Below are 18,050 nucleotides of genomic sequence, written 5' to 3' on the forward strand. Positions count from 1 at the left end.
CCATAACCAGCCCCAAATATCGTATCAAAAGCAACCTTGAACCGTCGCTTCCAACGTTTCCCGAATATCAGCGTCATCACTCAAAGGGCGAACCAAGGCCATGTGACAAGCAGCCACAGGGGGAATTCCTTTTTGAATGAGTTGTGCGGTATAAACCAATAGTCGGGTTGATATACCTTCGTTGAGTCCATGCCCAACCAGGTTCCTGGCATGTTTTGCTATTTGAATTAGCCGGCCCGCTGTAACTTTGCCTATCCCGGTTTCATGGCACACGATAGAAACTTCGGTTTCCTCGTCCGGATATTCGAACTCTAATGCTGCGAAACGCTGTTTGGTAGACGTCTTAAGATCTTTCATCAGCGTCTGGTATCCCGGGTTGTAGGAAATCACTAACTGGAAGTCCTCATGAGCCTGAAGCAGCTCACCTTTTTTCTCTAATGACAACGTTCGGCGATAGTCTGTTAGAGAATGGATAGCAACAGTCGTATCCTGTCGTGCCTCCACCACCTCATCGAGGTAGCAAATTGCACCAATTCTCGCTGCGGTCGTGAGAGGGCCATCTTGCCAATAGGTGCCATCAGCATTGAGGAGATAGCGACCAATCAAATCAGATGCCGTCATGTCCTCATGACAAGATATAGTGATAAGCGGTTTACCTAAACGCCACGCCATGTGTTCGATAAAACGGGTTTTACCACAGCCTGTTGGACCTTTTAACATCATTGGAATGCGTGAATCATAAGCCGCTTGGTAAAGAGAAATTTCGTCGCCGGATTCTTGATAATACGGCTCGCTGGGAATCAAATATTGATTCTCCCGAGGCATACTTTGAATTGCCTGAGTCATAACTAACTCCATGTTTCTTGTTAGGTAAAAGAAAAAGGGCTGGGATACACAGGACTAAACGTTCCCAGCCAAAGCCAAACTACACCGGAGAGAGAGCCTGGGTAGATCCGGGGTTACTCAAATCCTGGGGCGCGGTAAATAACCATCGATGCCCCCTGACTTTGGCGGTAATTGTCATATCCAATCAAACGAACATGGTGGTTCGGATTGAGGTTATGGCATAGTTGCGCCTCGTTCAGGATCTTATCGACATTGGTTTCACCAAACATGGGCAGTTTCCACATGTACCAAAATGAACCCGTTGCCTCTTCTGGCTCGGTATGCTCAATGGCAGGGTTCCAGCCTTTACTGACGATAAACTCAACCTGACGGCGAATTTGATCAGCGGTCATTCTTGGTAAGTAAGAGAAGGTTTCGAACTTTCGGCTGTGCGGATCCGTCAATCGCGACGAATAATCCATAACTTCACTCATGAGAATCTCCTTGATGTTGTCGCAAGTGACTAGGCATGAACCACGTCCAGCTTGTCTACTGTGTCGAATTCAAACTTAATTTCTTTCCAGGTTTCCATCGCTGCTTTTAGCTCGGGACTATGTTTCGCTGCAGCAGTGAGAATATCTTTGCCTTCTCGCTCAAGTGAGCGTCCTTCATTGCGTGCTTGTGTACAGGCTTCCAACGCCACCCGGTTAGCCGCCGCACCAGCAGCATTACCCCACGGGTGTCCCAAGGTACCGCCACCAAACTGGAGTACGGCATCATCGCCAAAGATGGAGACTAAAGCAGGCATATGCCATACGTGGATGCCACCAGAAGCTACCGGTAATACGCCGGGCATAGAGCCGAAGTCTTGGTCAAAGAAGATTCCACGAGAACGATCTTCCTTAATAAAACGATCACGCATGATGTCTATCCAGCCCAGCGTTGCTTCACGATCGCCTTCGAGTTTACCCACTACGGTACCTGAATGAAGATGGTCACCACCGGATAGGCGCAGACATTTCGACAGCACTCGGAAGTGAATGCCATGGTGTGGATTTCGGTCGAGAACGGCGTGCATTGCGCGGTGAATGTGCAGCAGCATACCGTTCTGACGACACCAATTTGCAAGACCAGTATTGGCGGTAAAGCCTGCTGTGAGGTAGTCATGCATAATGATTGGCATGTCGAGTTCCTTGGCGAACTCTGCGCGACGATACATTTCTTCGGGGGTAGGCGCAGTCACATTCAGGTAGTGGCCTTTACGTTCGCCGGTTTCGCGTTCTGCGCGATGAACAGCCTCAGCGACGTACTCAAAGCGATCTCGCCATCGCATAAAGGGTTGAGAGTTAACGTTCTCATCATCTTTAGTAAAGTCGAGCCCACCACGAAGACCTTCGTAACAAGCACGGCCATAGTTTTTTGCAGACAAACCCAATTTGGGTTTGATGGTACAACCCAGTAGAGCACGGCCATATTTATTTAGCTTATCGCGTTCAACCTGAATACCATTTGGCGGACCACCGCAAGTTTTCACATAGGCAATTGGAAAACGGACATCTTCAAGGCGCAAAGCACGAATTGCTTTAAAGCCAAATACATTGCCCACTAGCGAAGTCAATACGTTAACTACTGAGCCTTCTTCAAATAGGTCAATGGGATAGGCGACAAATGCATAGAAAGAAGTATCGTCACCTGGGACATCTTCGATCGCATAAGCGCGGCCTTTGTAGTAGTCCAGGTCGGTCAGTAAGTCTGTCCATACTGTTGTCCAAGTTCCTGTAGAAGATTCCGCAGCCACAGCAGCGGCTGCTTCTTCTCTAGGAACCCCTGCTTGAGGCTCTATTTTAAAGCAGGCCAGAAGATCGGTGTCGGCGGGGACGTACTCGGGCATCCAATAGGTTTCCCGGTATTCCTTTACACCTGCCTGATAACTCTTTGCCATAACCAATTTCCTTATTTATTGCCGTTGAATTAAATATCATCGCAGTATAAATGCGAACTGCGCTTGCCATTTATTTAGTGTTGTTATTTTTAAATTAAAGTGAAATTGGAAGTTTTTATGACAAGGATAACTATTATTTAGCATGCTGTTTTTAATGGCCATCATGAATGAAAAAGAAATATTTTAATCTGTATTTTAAAAATAAAATCTTTAAATAACATATTCATACATTAATTTTGCGTCAGGAAAAAATCAAAGGAAGCAATCAAATAGAAAGAAATAAGTTTTTCTTATCTTTTTCAGAAATATTCCTGATTGGAGAGTTTAATCCAATCTGTTTAATTTCAAATTCAATCACCTTTTATATGTAAGGTTTTGCGTGATTAATTTGAAACTAAAAAATAATGACTTATCACGCTAACGCATTGGAAAGAAAGAATAAAAGCGACAACCCATTCCGGTTGACGCTAATTATCAGGAAATAAAGATAGGGAATACTTCAATGAGCAAGGTAAGTCAGTTATCTGAGGAGTACAAAACGGCTGAAGCCGAGATACATTTTTCACCCACATCCGACGAAATTCATGAAGATTGCGCTAACGCTTTGCGTATTTTGGCCGTCGATATGGTTCAAAACGCCAACTCAGGACACCCCGGTGCTCCCATGGGGATGGCCGATATTGCGACAGTCCTGTGGCGTGAATTTCTGAAACACAATCCACGGAATCCAGATTGGTCAAACAGGGACCGCTTCGTGCTTTCAAATGGTCATGCTTCCTGTTTGATTTATGGTCTTCTGAATCTGACCGGATACAACGTCACCATTGATGACCTTAAGCAGTTCAGACAATTAGGAAGTAAAACGCCAGGGCATCCAGAGATTGGTGTAACGCCAGGCGTAGAAACAACTACTGGTCCCCTTGGGCAAGGGCTTGCGAATGCGGTGGGCATGGCGCTAGCAGAGAAAACCCTTGCGGCACAGTTCAACAAACCCGGTTTCTACATCGTTGATCATTACACCTATACCTTTTTTGGTGACGGCTGTCTGATGGAAGGCATTTCGCACGAAGTGTGCTCATTAGCAGGCACAATGAAGCTGTCAAAGCTCATCGCCTTTTATGACGACAATGGCATCTCTATTGACGGTGACGTAGAAGGCTGGATGACCGACGATACACCGCAGAGATTCCGTGCCTATGGTTGGCATGTGATTGAAGATATCGATGGGCACAACCATTACTCCATTCGTGAAGCCATCATGGATGCCCGTGCGGTTGAAGATAAGCCAGTGTTGATTTGCTGTAAAACTGTCATCGGCAAAGGATCACCAAACAAAGCAGGATCGCATGATGTGCACGGTGCGCCGCTGGGTAATGATGAGGTAGCCAAGACCCGTAAGTCCATGTCCTGGAATCATGATCCTTTCGAGATCCCCAAGAAAATCCAAACTTATTGGAACGACAAAACACAAGGTGCTTTAAGGGAAAACCTGTGGAATGCGACTTTTGCAGCCTACAAAGATGAATATCCCGAGCTTGCAGCGGAATTTACCCGTCGTATAGAAGGGCAACTGCCTAGAAATTGGGGAGAGGAGTCGGAGCAATTCGTTAGAAAAGCGGCATTGCAGGCCCAAAGCATCGCCAGCAGACAAGCTTCTCAGCAATCGCTAAACGCCTTTGGTCAGATTTTACCAGAACTGATAGGCGGATCTGCCGACCTCAGTCCTTCAAACAATACGTTTTGGAAAGGCGCTACCGATAACAACCCTGAGTCACCAGACGGTAACTACATACGTTTTGGTGTGCGTGAGTTTGGTATGAGCGCAATAGCAAACGGCCTTGCACTCCACGGCGGATTTATCCCTTATTGCGCGACGTTTTTGGTGTTTTCTGACTACGCGAGAAATGCCATCCGGGTAGCTGCGCTTTCCAAGGTCCACGCTATTTTTGTTTTCACTCATGACTCCATTGGGCTGGGTGAAGATGGCCCAACACACCAACCAATCGAACACCTAACCAGCTTTAGGGCGATGCCAAACGTGAAAGTGTGGAGACCCTGTGATGCGGTTGAAACGGCGGTTGCATGGAAGAAGGCGATTGAAGATCAGTCTGGTCCTCATATTTTGGTGTTTTCACGTCAAAGCCTTTCATACCAGCTTCGCCGTGCTGACCAACTTCCACTCATCGAGCGGGGCGGTTACATCCTGCAAGAACATGAAGGACGCATGGGTGATGAACCTGACATGATTCTTATCGCCACAGGCTCTGAAATCGAACTCGCTGTTGAAGCCGCTATTTTACTGAACCGTAAATCGATTCATGCCCGCGTGGTCTCTATGCCTTGCGCTGATGTTTTTGACCAGCAGCCTGCCCACTACCGGAACAGCGTACTTCCATCATCCATAAAATGCCGGATATCAATCGAAGCCGGTTCCACGTTGGGCTGGCACAAATATGTGGGAAGTGACGGATTTCCTTTAGGTATCGACACCTTTGGCGAATCCGCACCTGCCGCTGCGCTATTTGAACACTTTGGCCTGACGGTAGAAAAAATCGTCCGACGCGCAGAACGCATGGTCAAGCAATTACGCCCGTCCAAGTCACAGCGTTAAACGACTTCTGAATCATTGAAATGCAAGGAGAGAGTTATGGCACTCGTTAGTATGAGACAAATGCTAGATCACGCTGCAGAGCAAGGATATGGCGTCCCTGCTTTTAACGTGAACAATATGGAACAGGTTCACGCCATTATGGGGGCAGCTGCCGCCTGCGATGCACCTGTGATTCTTCAAGCTTCTGCCGGCGCGCGTACCTATGCCGGTGCGAGTTTTCTCCGCCACCTAATGCTGGCTTCAGTAGAGCAGTGGCCTTCAATTCCAGTTGTGGTTCACCAGGATCACGGCGCTTCACCTGCGGTGTGTTTGCAATCGATCCAACAGGGGTTCACCTCCGTCATGATGGACGGCTCATTGCATGAAGATATGAAAACACCTGCAAGTTACGAATATAACTGCGACGTGACCGCGAAGGTAGTGGAAATGTCCCACGCCTGCGGCGTATCGGTTGAAGGAGAACTTGGCTGTCTTGGCTCATTGGAAACAGGTACTGCTGGTGAAGAAGATGGCTCCGGCGCTGAGGGTGTGTTAAGTCATGATCAACTTCTGACCGACCCAGAAGAAGCCGCGATGTTCGTGCGACAAACTGGGGTGGATGCATTGGCTATCGCAATCGGCACCAGCCATGGCGCGTACAAGTTTACCCGACCGCCAACGGGTGACATTCTTGCGATTGACCGAGTAAAAGCAATTCACGAAAGGATCCCTGATACACATCTCGTGATGCACGGTTCATCTTCTGTTCCTCAGGATTGGTTGCAAATTATCAATGAGTTTGGCGGCGACATGGGCGAAACCTATGGTGTGCCGGTAGACGAAATTGTGGAGGGCATCCGCCACGGGGTACGCAAAGTGAATATCGATACCGACCTCCGCATGGCGAGCACTGGAGCAGTCCGTCGTTTCCTTGCTCAGAATCCAAGTAACTTTGATCCACGCAAGTTTCTTGCTGCCGCAACGAAAGCCATGGAGGCACTCTGTAAGGAGCGTTATGAAGCCTTTGGCTGTGCGGGTATGGCATCGCAGATCAAGCCAATAAACCTTGAAGACATGTCAACGCGATATGCTTCGGGTGAATTAGACCCTTCCGTCAGATGAGTTCTAGCTGATTGTTACTCACATTCCATCTGAAGGAGAAAAACTATGTCTGTAAAACATCCTATTGTGGCGGTAACTGGCTCATCTGGAGCAGGAACGTCCACAGTAAAAAATGCGATGGAGCAAATTTTCCGTCGTAACCAATTTCAAGCTGCAGTTATTGAAGGCGACAGCTACCACAAATACGACCGTGCCGACATGCGCGAGCGTCTAAAACGCGCCCAGGAAAAGGGTAAAAACCTAAGTCACTTTGGCCCTGAAGGTAACGACTTCTGCGAGCTCGAAAAGACATTTCGTGCATACGCTGAAACAGGCACCGGACTGCGACGTTACTACATCCACAATGAAGAAGAAGCAATGCTTCACGGTTCGAAACCTGGCACCTTCACTCAGTGGTCGTCAATTCCAGAAGGCTCAGACCTTCTCTTCTATGAAGGTCTGCACGGCGGTGTTGTAACCTCTAACAGTAATGTAGCGCAATACGTGGATCTGCTTATTGGTGTCGTGCCGATTGTTAATCTTGAATGGATTCAGAAAATCCATAGAGATACCAATGTGCGTGGTTATAGCCGAGAAGCGGTAACGGACACTATTTTGCGTCGTATGCACGATTACGTTCATTACATCACACCACAGTTCTCGCTGACGGATATCAACTTCCAGCGTGTTCCCATGGTAGATACATCAAACCCCTTTATCTCCCGAGATATTCCAACGTTGGATGAAAGCATGGTGGTGATCCGTTTCCGCGATCCAAAGAAAGCCGGTGTCGATTTCCAATACCTTCTTAACATGATTGATGGTTCAGTCATGTCACGCCGCAATAACATTGTAGTGCCGGGTGGGAAAATGGGTTTAGCGATGGAGCTCATCATGCAGCCATTAATTGAGGAGCTAGTGCTGCATGGCTCAAACCGAGTAAGTGTTGAAACCACTCATGACCGCTTTTCAAAGCGCGTCCCCGCGCTTTAAGGAGGCAATATGATCAGGAAAGGGACAACATTTACCCGGTTTATTATCGAAGATCTGAGAAAGCTTCCGGAAGCAACGGGAGACTTTACGCTTTTGTTAAGCACAATCGTCACTGCATGTAAGGAGATTGCTGATGATGTGAGCCGCGGACAGCTTATTAACGTGTTAGGATCCGCGGAAACTGAAAACATTCAGGGTGAAACCCAAAAGAAACTTGATGTCATTTCTAACGATATCCTTATTCGCGCCCTTGAATGGTCTGGCCATCTTGGTGGCATGGCGTCAGAAGAGATGGAGGAAGCGTATCCGATCCCGGCCAAATTCCCTAAGGGAAAATACCTGCTGGTCTTTGACCCGCTTGATGGCTCATCAAATACCGAAGTGAATGTGTCGATTGGGACAATCTTTTCCATTCTTCGCTGCCCGCCGGGTATTGTCGAGCCTACCGAAGATGATTTCCTTCAGGCAGGAGCAAAACAAGTCTGTGCGGGGTATGTTCTATATGGACCCGCTACCAATCTGGTGCTGACGACGGGTCAGGGTGTGAATGGATTCACCCTGGATAGAGACATTGGCGAATTTATCCTCACACATCCAAAGCTAACTATCCCGGAAAAAACCAACGAGTTTGCCATCAATATGTCGAATCAGCGCCACTGGGAACCTGCAGTGAAACGCTATATCGACGAAGTGGTAGCCGGACAAGAAGGGCCAAGAGGAAGGGACTTCAACACTCGCTGGGTTGCATCCATGGTCGCAGAAGTCCATCGAATCCTGATGCGGGGTGGCATCTTCCTTTATCCCAAAGATAACCGAGAGAATGTGAAAGAAGGGCGCCTACGTCTCCTTTATGAAGCGAATCCCATGAGCTTCATCATTGAGCAAGCTGGAGGTGCGGCATCAACGGGAAGAGAGCGGATCCTTTCCGTAAAGCCACAAAGGTTACACCAACGCATCCCCGTCATTATTGGTGCAAGAGAGGAGGTTGAGCGGGTAGAGCGCTATCACCTGACAATGGATAAATTACAGAGTGAATCCCCGCAAACCACCATTGGCTAGTACCGGAAAAGGCCCACAAAAATGGGCCATTTTTTGCGAATAAACCAAATGGCACTAAAGCGTCGATGACCAAAAGGAAAGGGGAGTAGAATGAAGATGGAACCGTCAGATACCCATGAAAAAAACACACTGCAGACTTTATTGAAAATGACGGAAATAGATGTCAGATCTCTTCTGTCCGATATAGTGCGAAGTGCAGCAATCAAAGCGGTTTTACCAAAATTCCACCGAGGGATAGCGACATCAGACATCAACTACAAGGCTAATTGTGACATTGTCACAGGTGCAGATTTGGAAATGCAACAGCTGCTAATAGAGGCACTAAGAACATATTGGCCGCAAATACCAGTCCTGGGAGAAGAACAGTCCCGGGCTATTCAATTCTCGATATTCGAAGAACAAGATCAGCCTTTTTGGGTATTAGATCCTATAGATGGCACCAGTAACTTTGCTTTTGGCATTCCTTACTTCTGCACATCGCTCGCATTGCTTTACAAGGGTCAGGTTTGGTTGGGGCTGGTTTACGACCCGAATAGAGACGAGTTGTTTTATGCCACTTTGGGCAGAGGTGCAACATTGAACAGTATTGATTTAGACTTTACTGAACTGAAAGCATGCGACGACTTGAAGAGTTCTATGGCGTTGATCGACTTTAAACGCCTGCCCAAAGAATTGGCATCCCATCTGGCAGCTCATCCACCTTATCGCTCACAGCGCAGTTTTGGTGCTAGCGCTCTAGATTGGTGTTGGATTGCTGCTAATCGTTGTCAACTATACCTTCACGGCAATCAAAAGCTTTGGGATTACGTCGCTGGGAGTTTGATCCTGCAGGAGGCGGGTGGTGCTTGTTCGTCTTTTGATGGTACAAAGATTTTTGATAACAGCATGCATTCAAAGGCGGTAATCGGAGCAACCTATCCGGATCTGTTTAGACAATGGCGCGATTATCTTGATCCATTTCTTTCGTAGCTTGAGGAAGGTTCCGAGTTCTACTGTTTGAGAGTTTTAGATACGAATTCTAATAATATAGGCATAGAATCTACGGGGGCGAACTAAGCTTTTCTTGTCTATATTATTGATATTGCGTGAACTATGTGTATTCAAGAACTACGGAAAGAATTCGAAGCTGCGGTCGAAGTTGCGCAGGCAGAAGCCGACTATTACAAAAAATGGCAAGGTCGATTTCGGCGGGCGTCATTTTTTATCAGGGTATTTTCCGTATCCGCATTTTTGATAGCGACAGTTACAGCGTTTGGGGCGAAAGATAGCGAGAAGCTTAGCTTGGCACTAATGGCAGTAGCCGGGATTCTGGGGATTTGTGACCAGGTATTCTTGATTAGTAGCAATTGGCGACGTTACGCCAAAGCTAGGTTAGAAATCGAGTTACTCATAGCGGTCGCCAACATTGAGTGGGCTGAACTGTTGAGCAAAATGACGAGTGAAGATGTCGTTAGCCCTGAACATCGACAAGCAGCATTTCAGCTTTTCAAAAATTTGGTGAAGGACACCAAGGAAATTTCAATTTCGGAAACCAGAGGTTGGGATTCGGAGTTGGAAGTAGCAATGAAGCAACTTGGAGAACTGACCAAATCCAGCAACGGCTAAGCGGATTCCAGTGCAAAAGCTTTTCACGATAATTCACCAAAGCTAGAAGAACTCTGTTGGAACAGAATGATCCGATATGAGCGTCTTAGAGAATTGGTAATTATCTATTTTATGGTAAATAGATAATTACGTTCAATATACTGAAATCCTTGAAGAAAGCGGGTAATGACAGACATAGGAGGGGCAGATTTAGCGTAGCTATAGATAGTATTTAACATAATATACATAATGCGCACTGAGAGCCTGATATTTAACAAATGCCCGTTTCCTGATTCGGTATCACTTCATGTTACTGATTTTAGACATTTTTTCCCGATACATTTCACCTGCGCTACCTTGCCTCGTTTCACTCACACTCTGCATACTATTTTACGCAGTTTAACCCTGTTGCCTTCGTGCGTCCGGTTAAATCTGCTTTGCCGATGGTGCGCGCCGTCATTAATCGAAAAAAACATTCAAGCAACGGTTAGTTGTGTGAGGTAAACCCATGTTACTTGATGCGTTCCGCGCGCTGTTCTGGCGTGAATTCAACTCGATACACGATGGCGCGGCCTATTTTCATGTGCGACCTGTGACGGTCAAACGCTGGCTGGATGGCTCGACGCCACCCAATCCGATGGCTGAAAAACTGCTGATTATCAAAGCCCGCGGCTACCTGCCGAACGATTTGAACTGGCAAGGCTTTAAAGTCAATGAAGCCCGCGCCGTGATTATCACCCCGGATGGCCGCGAGTTTGCACCGCGTGAGCTGGAAGCCTTTCCGCTCTGGCGTGACCAGTACCACGCGCTGAAAGACCGCTACGGCCTGATTGAGCGCCCGCCTGTCAAACCTGCCGCCGCGCCTGTCACAATCTACCGAGGAGGGAAACGCAAGCAGCCCGCGCCGTGGATACCCACAAGGGACAAAATGAAGTGAAGTAATAAAAAAGCCCGCGATTGCGGGCTTCTTTGTAGTTAACGTTTTTCAATTTTATCTGACATGAATTGATAGACTTGAACAACCCAAGTCTCGGTGTGCTCTTCGATGTCTGAAAATTTAATTTGAAACTCTTCTTTTTTGGGGAGTTTGACGAGCGCTACGGTGCTGTTGCGAGGTATCATTGAAAAAACTTTCACGTCACCTAAACAGACTTTAACTGAATTTAGGACGCTAGTAGCTTCAAACTTGACGTCACGAGACTGTTTATTGATTTTTTCAACTGCATTTTGCATTGCATTGTAAAGAGCGTCTGCCTGCTTTTGCACGATGTTGTCCTTTTCTTCCTGCTCCAACCTTGCCTTTTCTTTTTTCAGCCTGTCAGATTCAATATTGGCTTTTCGTTGTGCATCAATTTTGTTTAGGGACTCTTCTAAAGACATTGCTGATACCTCCTATATGTTAAACAGCCATACATATATGGGGGTTATTGCATAATTTTCAATGCTTACTAAGAAAATATTTTCATTATTTTCAATTGATTAAAAAAGCCGCACTGTGGCGACTTTGTGTTCGAACCTAGCACTAACTAAAACAGCTTTCTCTGCTTTCTGGCTTTTGCGCCTTTCTTGCCTGCGGCGCTCAATACCTTTTTCATCCGGGTGCGAAATTTGGCGTCATTCTTCCACTTGCGCGCGGTGGCCTGACCGCCCTTTTTACCTGCCTGCTTGACGTTCATGTTTTATCCTTTCAATCGTTTCATGGCCAGCGCACCAATCACCACGACGAACCCTGCCAGCAACATAGTGCGTTCAGACACGTCTATGGTGAATTTCAGCGGCTCCGGGGTGGCGACGTTTACGCCAAATTCGTTCGGTATCATGCGACCTCCATCCGGGTTTCAATGACGGTAATGCGTCGCTCCATACGCCAAATCAGCAGCCCCACCCCAATTAGCAATGGAGAAAGCCCCATTTGATTCAGTTCAATGAGCGTTTGACCCATTACGCCCCCTTGAACTGGTCGCGAACGGTTTCCCAGAAACCGACCGCAAACGGAATCGCTGCGCCAACAATGCCGCCATAGCTGACGCCTGCATCAGTCACGGTCGCGGTGAATAAATGCCCCTGACCGCTTGCCAGTGCCACGCCTGAGCCAATCAGCGCCAGCCCGCGCACCGTGGAGGGTTGTTTCAAACGGCGCTTTAACGCCTCAAGATAGTTAGCCATTAAATGAAATCTCCTGATTAATGAGCGGACGGTAACGGGGCAGCATCGCCCCGCCCCGTTCCCCGAAAAGTTTGGTCAGTGCAGGTTGCCACGGCTCCCAATTCCAAAGCGTTGCTTCTGCCTCTGGGGTTAACCGGTACTCGCTGGTGAGGTAGAAATCACGAATCATCAACGGGCGTAATTCCACCTCATAAGAGCCGCTTTGCCATTGGGTGAACTCAGCGAGCAGCGAGCCCGCCGGGGCGGTAGCGTCGCTCACTGCGTCATTGACCGCACTGACGGCCTTACCTGCCAGTTTTCGCGTGAGGTACCACACCGCCACGCCACCCAAGACGACGAAACCTAAATCGACCAGACGCCGATTAAGCGAGGGCGATAGCTTGAGTGATGAGGTCATCGTCATAAGGCTGCATCCCGTTTTCGTGTTTGATAATGGTTTTCAGCAATAGCGGATAGTGACCCAATCCCAACGGCGCGTCAGGCGAGACACCAAGTCTAGAAGCCACATGATGGATATACGCCTCTGTGTTGTTTTCATGGGATGGCGCCCAGCGGTTGATAATGCCGCGCACCGTGTGAATCTGATGCTTGTGGCGGTAAGTCATCAGCACGCGGTAAAGCGCACGAATCCCCCACTGTGGCGCGTCGAAGATGATAAAACGGCCATCATTGCCGCGATAGCCTTTCCACGGTGTGCCGTTGTCTTCGATGTTGCCCGGGTTATGGTTGCGGATGCCTCGCGGCGAACTGGATGATTTAGAGAGCATCAACACCCCCGCCAGTGCCGCCAGAATCAACAGGTGTTGCTGCTTCATCGGCCTTTTCCTTTTCTACGGCGCGTTGATGTTCATCCAACAGCCACGCATAGTGCTTATCAAACTCTGTCTGCGTCAGGGCGCTATTATTGCGGGCGTCGGTGTATTCCACCTCGCCGCGTCCGGTCACGGTGTCAAAATGCACCGCCCATTCCCCGCGACGCATTTCAAAGCCGCCATGCGGCCTCATGTCAACGCCTACGCCGTTAACAATGATGAGTTGGTCTTGTGTGATGGCTGTGATTTTCATAATTTTCTAATCCAAATAACGGCGATTGATTTTTGACGGGTATTAATCGTGGTTGATGAACTGGACGCCCCCGAACCGTGACTGTGTGCATGTGAAGAGCCATTGGAGCCTGTATTGGTCGAATAACCACCGGAAAGGTTTCCCGATTTCGGTGAATAAGGTAATGAACCGCTACCACTGGATTTTGACTGCTGCATGCCATGCGTATGACTTGGCATTTGCGCATTGCTTAACGTGTGATTATTCACCCAAACTCTTGTTGTGATAATTGGCCTAGCTTCATCTGAGCCAAACTGTTGGCCAGCCTTGTAAGCACGACCCGCACCCACCACGGCGCGGTCAACCATATCGGCGGCCAACACCCACCCGCTCGGAATGTCGTTCAGCGTACCGGAATGGATTTTTACATCCCCCGATTTCCAACCGCCTGCATTTAGCCGTGGCATCAGTTCAGCTCCTCTAAGGTGCGAACGGTTGCCGCCGTTGGGGAAAACCCAAACACCGCCGCCTGTGTGCTGATTTCAAGGCTTTCGCCAGCATCGACACGAATACCTGTTTCTGCATCCAGCCCCGTCCCGCCGATATAGGTCAACACATCGCAGAAAATCAGCACACTTCGACGGCCAAGCCTCGCAGGAACGATTTCCGCCGCTTGATTGGCCGTTAATGTTGCTTTACTGCTTTGCAGGGTGGCGGCACCAGTGAGAACGGTTTCTAAACGGTCATCAACCAACTTTGCGAGACTCGCAAAAACCGTTAAATCCTGCGGGGTGCCTGACGAGATAAAAAAGCTTTTAAACGGCTTTGGGTGCTCAATGGCAAGCCCCTGGTACAGCACCGTTTCCAGCTCGCTGTCGTCGTGGTACTCAAACCGCACATTGACTGAGCCTGACGCACTGACCACCTTGAAAAAAGTTCCGGTCAGGCCATAAGGCTTAGGCAGGGTATCCGCTTTGATTTTTAACATGCTCATCAGAACTTACCCCGCAGCGCGACGGCCACGCCTACTGCTGCCAGAGACAAAGCGACGTATTTAGTCATGGTTTGCGCAGAACCCGCTTCACTGGACAGGGAGAGGTTTTTTGCCACATCCAGCGCGGCACTTGTGGCACCCGCTGAGGCGGTCAGAGATTGACTAACAACGTCGCGTGACAAATCCCCCATTTCACTGATTGCCAAACGTGAAACGGCCTCATTGCTTTCCAGTGCTTCAGAGCTTGATTTGCTCATCGCTTGCAGTGCTGCCGATACTGCGCCGTGGTCGGTCATGGTAGCGTGAATCGTGGAATCTGTGACACCACTTAGGACGACGCCATTATTGGCACCCTGAATCCCCACGCTCGAATTCAGATTGGTGGTCGTGGTGGTGTTGGTTGTGGTGTTACTGGAGCTACTTTTACCGCCCATGCAAAACCATCCTTAAAACGTATTCATTGGAGTCCGGACGCCATTCGACAAGATGGAACGGCAAGCCCAACATATTGAGAAAACGCAGCTCCCCGCGCCGCTGGGTGTGCACCCGAATAGAAGTACAACCAACCCTTTCAGCCGTTTGCACGATGTGAGGTGCAACACTGGCAAGGCGGTGCCTCCCGGTAAACCCGACAACAACCAGTTCGCGCCCTTCGGGGCGGAGACACATCACAGCGCCGTTACAGCCAAAAATAAACTCATTACCGAGTGCGGTTTGCTCTTTGGCGTCCGTGATGTAATCCCCAAGGCTGAGCGCCAGTGCAGGCGCGGCCACCTCAAAAGGGAGCGGAAACAGGTCAGTTTTTGCGGGTGTAGACATACAGTGCCGCGAGCCCGGTTAACAACAGCGCCCAAGAGGGAATCCCGTTGTTACTGCCGAAATTAATCGCGCCCCCTGTAAAGCCGCTGTTGGTGGTGTGCGTGGTGGTGTTGTGCGCGGCAGAGGGTCCCGCGCTGCCACCTTGCAGCCCACCGCCACCCGTAAGCGAGGTCATCGAGCCAAACATGATGCCCCCTTACTTTTTCAGCAGCAGGACAACAGCACAGACACCCAGCGCGCCAATCATCAGCATTTGATTGCTGACACCCGGCACCAGTGAACCGCGCATCGGTTGCGGGTTAATCTGGCTGGAGTGCTCCGGCTGGCTGGCTACGGGTTGCTGTGAGGCGCCCGTCGCGTCCTGCCCTGCCTGAATGCGTTCATATTCCAGATACGCCCCGGCGGCAGAGCTGAAAAGGTCGCCCGCCTTATCGACAAAGCCACCCCACCATGCATCACCCGAAGGTGCGCTCACGGCGTTAGGGTTCAACGCTCCAATTGCTTGCGCCATCTCGCCCCCTTAGATGCCTTGGTATTGGTCGAGGTACTCGACAACCACATCAACGGCGCCCGGATTTGCCAGCGTCGGACGGATACGGAAATCCTGCACGCCTTCCAGTACCAGCGCCTGAGACATATCGCCTTCGAGCATGAAATCGAGCGACATTTTGTGGGACGATTGCGGGTCGCGGGCATAGTCGGTCTGGATTTTGGCCGCGAGTGTCTTGTCCATCTCGAACACACGCAAGCCGTTCATGTCCAGCTCGCAGCGGGTCACGTCCGGGCTGTAGAGATGTACCGACGCAATGCGGGCACCGCGTGGAAGCGGCAAGTTGTCGATTTCCTGCTCGCCAGCGGTGGCAAACGATACCGGGAAGGTTTTCACCTTGGTGATGATACCCAGCGGTGACTGGTTGCCTTTGATGGCGTGCCCGGTCAGTTTTGGCGCGGTCGCATCGTCTGCAATATCAATCAACAGGGTCAGGGTTTGCACGTCTGAGGTGCCGACCGCGAACACTCGCTGCTGCGCCGGGTCATCCATCTCGGGACGGATAAACCAGATAGGTAGACTCGAAGCCGTGGCCGTGCCGCGCTTGTAGTGCTTGTTCAGGGAGTTCAGGCGCTCGCCATCTTTCCACTTCTGCACCACTTTGCCGTTCACTTCCAGACGGATGTTTTTCATCTGGGCCAGCGCCATGCCGGAGAACTCCAGCAACAGCATGTGATACGCCAGACCTAACGGCAGTTCAAGTGTTGCGGTTGCGCCTGCAACGACGTTCGAAAAGGAAGGGAGTTTATGGGTTAAACGCATAAGTCATACCCCCTTATGCGTAAACGATTTTTTTCACGGGCTCAACGCGGTTAGCGACCCACAGGGTAGCCAGTGACACCAGAATGAGCGGCGCGTATTTCTTAATCATGTGAGTTTCTCCAAAGTGACGTCTCACGACGTGAACAGGGACGCTTCACAGCGTGCCAAGGAGTTATTAGTCAATATCATATTGACGCTGTTTTCAAAGGTTTTTTACAACTTTCCGTTACGTTACGGGCGCTCGGACTACGGTCTCCCGTTGGTGGGTCAAATTGCCCTTTGTGACGGATAAATCCGAACGTTTGAACGCCACCCAATCGAGTTTCACCAGTCCGGCCAGTTCGTCCGGGTTGATGTTCATTTCACGGGCGACGCTGACCCGGTCAGCATCGCGCCCCAACAACCCGGTACGGATAACCGCCGCCTGACTGAGTGCGGTTTTATCCGCCTCTGCGGGGCGTTGGGTCACGGCCATCACCTTAATCGCCCGCTTACGGCCACGGCGCAGCAATCGTCCCCATGCAGGCGGCGCTTTGGCCGGGGTGGTGACATCGGCGATTTCTTCTGCCACCGCCACACAGCGCCCCCACGCAAACACCGCATTACCCCAAAAATCAAAGGCGTCCTGTCCTTCACTGACGAACGCAATTTTTAACCCGCCCGCCGGATGGCGGTAAAGATAATCGAGAAACTGCCGCGCACTGGTCACACGGACAAAGCCGGGCTGGTCTCCATATTCGTCATCCGGGTCAAACACGGCCACGCGGGGCGCCTTATCAATGACGCGTTTGACGTGGGAGGACTTGCCCGCGCCCGTCGTCCCGCATATGTATTCATGCTGTGCATCGAGTGAGGTATCAATCCGTTTCCTATTGCTCATGCAGTACCCCTTCTTGTAAGGCGTTGTCAGGATTGTGTACCGCGCCCGCCGTGTCGTCCGGCAGAGCGTCCTGTTGCGTTTCCGGTGGTTTCTCCTTCGGCGGGATACCCATCGCCAGACGTGACCCGGCGACGCCTGCCACCACCAGACCAAAACCCACCGCCGGGTGGTCAAGGTTGGCGTCAGGGAAATAGTGTTGCAGACACACAGTGCCGCTTTCGGCAATGGCGTCCACCTCTTCGGGCTGGATTTTCCAGTTGGGGCAAACCAGCGCAGACAATACCGTGGTTAGCGTGGCAATAGTGCCTTTGAGCACCGGGTCAGCCGCCATCGGCTCAGCGGGTGCGGCGTCAAATTCCATGCCCTCGCCCGGGTCGCTTTGTGGCGCGTCAGCAGGCAAAGGTTCGCCACCGTCGAGTGCGACGGCAGCAGGCGCGAGCAGTTTCAAATCTGCCCGCACGTCGTGAAGTTCATTATCCATGTCTCTGTCTCCCGACAGTGAGTTGTGTGATTATCCCCAAAGGGCTTTCATGAAACCCTCTTCCTCTGGAGGTGTTTCTTGGTTGTGCTCAGGCAAAGGAATCATTTGCTTTTTGAGCCAGTTTTGCCCGGCGGGCAGATTGGGCTTAATCATACCCGCCTCGCCCAAGTAGTAGAGCTTGCCGCGCTTGTCCTCGCGCACTTCGGCCATGTCGCCCGCAATCGGGCACTTTACGTGCCCTATCGTCTCTCTCGGCATGG

At 50.1% G+C, this 18,050-nt stretch carries 28 protein-coding genes; 7 read left to right on the plus strand and 21 right to left on the minus strand.

Features of this window, described 5'->3' with window-relative positions; genetic code table 11:
* Window positions 1–24: 24 nt before the first annotated feature.
* The 3 genes from GMA8713_RS04865 to GMA8713_RS04875 all read right to left on the minus strand — a co-directional run bounded on the left by GMA8713_RS04865 (window position 25) and on the right by GMA8713_RS04875 (window position 2,767).
* Complete coding sequence (locus GMA8713_RS04865; protein WP_062706363.1) at window positions 25–846, minus strand: CbbQ/NirQ/NorQ/GpvN family protein; 822 nt, start codon at window positions 844–846, stop codon at window positions 25–27.
* 113 nt (window positions 847–959) lie between these two features.
* Window positions 960–1,319: a ribulose bisphosphate carboxylase small subunit gene (locus tag GMA8713_RS04870; protein ID WP_062706365.1), complete on the minus strand. Its 360-nt coding sequence runs from the start codon at window positions 1,317–1,319 to the stop codon at window positions 960–962.
* 29 nt (window positions 1,320–1,348) lie between these two features.
* The gene (locus GMA8713_RS04875) at window positions 1,349–2,767 is read right to left on the minus strand and encodes a form I ribulose bisphosphate carboxylase large subunit (RefSeq protein WP_062706368.1); all 1,419 of its coding nucleotides are present in this window, start codon (window positions 2,765–2,767) and stop codon (window positions 1,349–1,351) included.
* 502 nt (window positions 2,768–3,269) lie between these two features.
* Between GMA8713_RS04875 and tkt the strand changes: the two genes are divergently transcribed.
* The 7 genes from tkt to GMA8713_RS04910 all read left to right on the plus strand — a co-directional run bounded on the left by tkt (window position 3,270) and on the right by GMA8713_RS04910 (window position 11,031).
* Entirely contained in the window at window positions 3,270–5,378 is a 2,109-nt protein-coding gene (tkt, locus tag GMA8713_RS04880; protein WP_084387651.1) for a transketolase, read from the plus strand.
* A gap of 36 nt (window positions 5,379–5,414) precedes the next feature.
* A complete protein-coding gene (fba, locus tag GMA8713_RS04885; RefSeq protein WP_062706371.1) occupies window positions 5,415–6,479 on the plus strand; it encodes a class II fructose-bisphosphate aldolase in 1,065 nt (354 codons plus the stop codon).
* Between the two features lie 45 nt (window positions 6,480–6,524).
* Window positions 6,525–7,451, plus strand: coding sequence for a phosphoribulokinase (locus GMA8713_RS04890; protein WP_062706375.1), 927 nt, complete (start codon window positions 6,525–6,527; stop codon window positions 7,449–7,451).
* A gap of 9 nt (window positions 7,452–7,460) precedes the next feature.
* Window positions 7,461–8,510: a class 1 fructose-bisphosphatase gene (locus tag GMA8713_RS04895; protein ID WP_062706378.1), complete on the plus strand. Its 1,050-nt coding sequence runs from the start codon at window positions 7,461–7,463 to the stop codon at window positions 8,508–8,510.
* A gap of 90 nt (window positions 8,511–8,600) precedes the next feature.
* Complete coding sequence (locus GMA8713_RS04900; RefSeq protein ID WP_062706381.1) at window positions 8,601–9,479, plus strand: inositol monophosphatase family protein; 879 nt, start codon at window positions 8,601–8,603, stop codon at window positions 9,477–9,479.
* A 123-nt stretch (window positions 9,480–9,602) separates the two neighbouring features.
* Complete coding sequence (locus GMA8713_RS04905; protein WP_062706384.1) at window positions 9,603–10,115, plus strand: SLATT domain-containing protein; 513 nt, start codon at window positions 9,603–9,605, stop codon at window positions 10,113–10,115.
* A gap of 487 nt (window positions 10,116–10,602) precedes the next feature.
* Window positions 10,603–11,031, plus strand: coding sequence for a phage protein (locus GMA8713_RS04910; RefSeq protein ID WP_062706387.1), 429 nt, complete (start codon window positions 10,603–10,605; stop codon window positions 11,029–11,031).
* A 38-nt stretch (window positions 11,032–11,069) separates the two neighbouring features.
* Here GMA8713_RS04910 and GMA8713_RS04915 read toward each other — a convergent pair whose 3' ends face one another.
* The 18 genes from GMA8713_RS04915 to GMA8713_RS04985 form a co-directional block, all read right to left on the minus strand.
* On the minus strand, window positions 11,070–11,474 hold the full coding sequence (locus tag GMA8713_RS04915) for a hypothetical protein (RefSeq protein ID WP_062706391.1): 405 nt from the start codon (window positions 11,472–11,474) through the stop codon (window positions 11,070–11,072).
* Between the two features lie 146 nt (window positions 11,475–11,620).
* Window positions 11,621–11,770 (minus strand): hypothetical protein, encoded by a 150-nt coding sequence (locus GMA8713_RS27230; protein ID WP_157515470.1) that lies wholly within the window; start codon window positions 11,768–11,770, stop codon window positions 11,621–11,623.
* A gap of 3 nt (window positions 11,771–11,773) precedes the next feature.
* Window positions 11,774–11,914, minus strand: coding sequence for a hypothetical protein (locus GMA8713_RS27655; RefSeq protein WP_198159449.1), 141 nt, complete (start codon window positions 11,912–11,914; stop codon window positions 11,774–11,776).
* Window positions 11,911–12,036 carry a hypothetical protein gene (locus GMA8713_RS28410; RefSeq protein ID WP_269747439.1) on the minus strand — a complete coding sequence of 42 codons (126 nt, stop codon included), beginning with the start codon at window positions 12,034–12,036 and terminating at the stop codon, window positions 11,911–11,913. Before GMA8713_RS28410 ends, GMA8713_RS27655 begins: the two co-directional genes overlap by 4 nt.
* A complete protein-coding gene (locus GMA8713_RS04920) occupies window positions 12,036–12,260 on the minus strand; it encodes a hypothetical protein (protein ID WP_062706393.1) in 225 nt (74 codons plus the stop codon). Before GMA8713_RS04920 ends, GMA8713_RS28410 begins: the two co-directional genes overlap by 1 nt.
* Window positions 12,253–12,576, minus strand: a complete 324-nt coding sequence (locus GMA8713_RS04925) for a hypothetical protein (protein WP_232314356.1) — start codon at window positions 12,574–12,576, stop codon at window positions 12,253–12,255. The genes GMA8713_RS04920 and GMA8713_RS04925 overlap by 8 nt, the downstream gene beginning before the upstream one ends.
* A gap of 46 nt (window positions 12,577–12,622) precedes the next feature.
* Complete coding sequence (locus GMA8713_RS04930) at window positions 12,623–13,075, minus strand: structural protein (RefSeq protein WP_232314358.1); 453 nt, start codon at window positions 13,073–13,075, stop codon at window positions 12,623–12,625.
* Window positions 13,017–13,325 carry a hypothetical protein gene (locus GMA8713_RS04935; protein WP_062706407.1) on the minus strand — a complete coding sequence of 103 codons (309 nt, stop codon included), beginning with the start codon at window positions 13,323–13,325 and terminating at the stop codon, window positions 13,017–13,019. Before GMA8713_RS04935 ends, GMA8713_RS04930 begins: the two co-directional genes overlap by 59 nt.
* Window positions 13,322–13,771, minus strand: a complete 450-nt coding sequence (locus GMA8713_RS04940) for a hypothetical protein (RefSeq protein ID WP_062706410.1) — start codon at window positions 13,769–13,771, stop codon at window positions 13,322–13,324. The genes GMA8713_RS04935 and GMA8713_RS04940 overlap by 4 nt, the downstream gene beginning before the upstream one ends.
* The gene (locus tag GMA8713_RS04945) at window positions 13,771–14,298 is read right to left on the minus strand and encodes a hypothetical protein (protein ID WP_062706413.1); all 528 of its coding nucleotides are present in this window, start codon (window positions 14,296–14,298) and stop codon (window positions 13,771–13,773) included. Before GMA8713_RS04945 ends, GMA8713_RS04940 begins: the two co-directional genes overlap by 1 nt.
* Window positions 14,298–14,732 (minus strand): hypothetical protein, encoded by a 435-nt coding sequence (locus tag GMA8713_RS04950; protein ID WP_062706415.1) that lies wholly within the window; start codon window positions 14,730–14,732, stop codon window positions 14,298–14,300. The genes GMA8713_RS04945 and GMA8713_RS04950 overlap by 1 nt, the downstream gene beginning before the upstream one ends.
* On the minus strand, window positions 14,722–15,117 hold the full coding sequence (locus GMA8713_RS04955) for a hypothetical protein (RefSeq protein ID WP_062706417.1): 396 nt from the start codon (window positions 15,115–15,117) through the stop codon (window positions 14,722–14,724). Before GMA8713_RS04955 ends, GMA8713_RS04950 begins: the two co-directional genes overlap by 11 nt.
* Window positions 15,095–15,304 carry a hypothetical protein gene (locus GMA8713_RS04960; protein ID WP_062706419.1) on the minus strand — a complete coding sequence of 70 codons (210 nt, stop codon included), beginning with the start codon at window positions 15,302–15,304 and terminating at the stop codon, window positions 15,095–15,097. The genes GMA8713_RS04955 and GMA8713_RS04960 overlap by 23 nt, the downstream gene beginning before the upstream one ends.
* A gap of 9 nt (window positions 15,305–15,313) precedes the next feature.
* Window positions 15,314–15,628, minus strand: coding sequence for a hypothetical protein (locus GMA8713_RS04965; RefSeq protein ID WP_062706421.1), 315 nt, complete (start codon window positions 15,626–15,628; stop codon window positions 15,314–15,316).
* 9 nt (window positions 15,629–15,637) lie between these two features.
* Window positions 15,638–16,429, minus strand: a complete 792-nt coding sequence (locus tag GMA8713_RS04970) for a major capsid protein P2 (protein ID WP_062706422.1) — start codon at window positions 16,427–16,429, stop codon at window positions 15,638–15,640.
* Between the two features lie 226 nt (window positions 16,430–16,655).
* Window positions 16,656–17,309, minus strand: coding sequence for a hypothetical protein (locus GMA8713_RS04975; RefSeq protein ID WP_062706423.1), 654 nt, complete (start codon window positions 17,307–17,309; stop codon window positions 16,656–16,658).
* Window positions 17,299–17,790, minus strand: coding sequence for a hypothetical protein (locus tag GMA8713_RS04980; protein ID WP_062706425.1), 492 nt, complete (start codon window positions 17,788–17,790; stop codon window positions 17,299–17,301). The genes GMA8713_RS04975 and GMA8713_RS04980 overlap by 11 nt, the downstream gene beginning before the upstream one ends.
* Window positions 17,791–17,820: 30 nt before the next feature.
* Window positions 17,821–18,048 (minus strand): hypothetical protein, encoded by a 228-nt coding sequence (locus GMA8713_RS04985; protein ID WP_062706427.1) that lies wholly within the window; start codon window positions 18,046–18,048, stop codon window positions 17,821–17,823.
* Window positions 18,049–18,050 lie beyond the last annotated feature (2 nt).

The sequence above is a fragment of the Grimontia marina genome, assembly GCF_900060185.1.
Lineage (GTDB): Bacteria > Pseudomonadota > Gammaproteobacteria > Enterobacterales > Vibrionaceae > Enterovibrio > Enterovibrio marinus.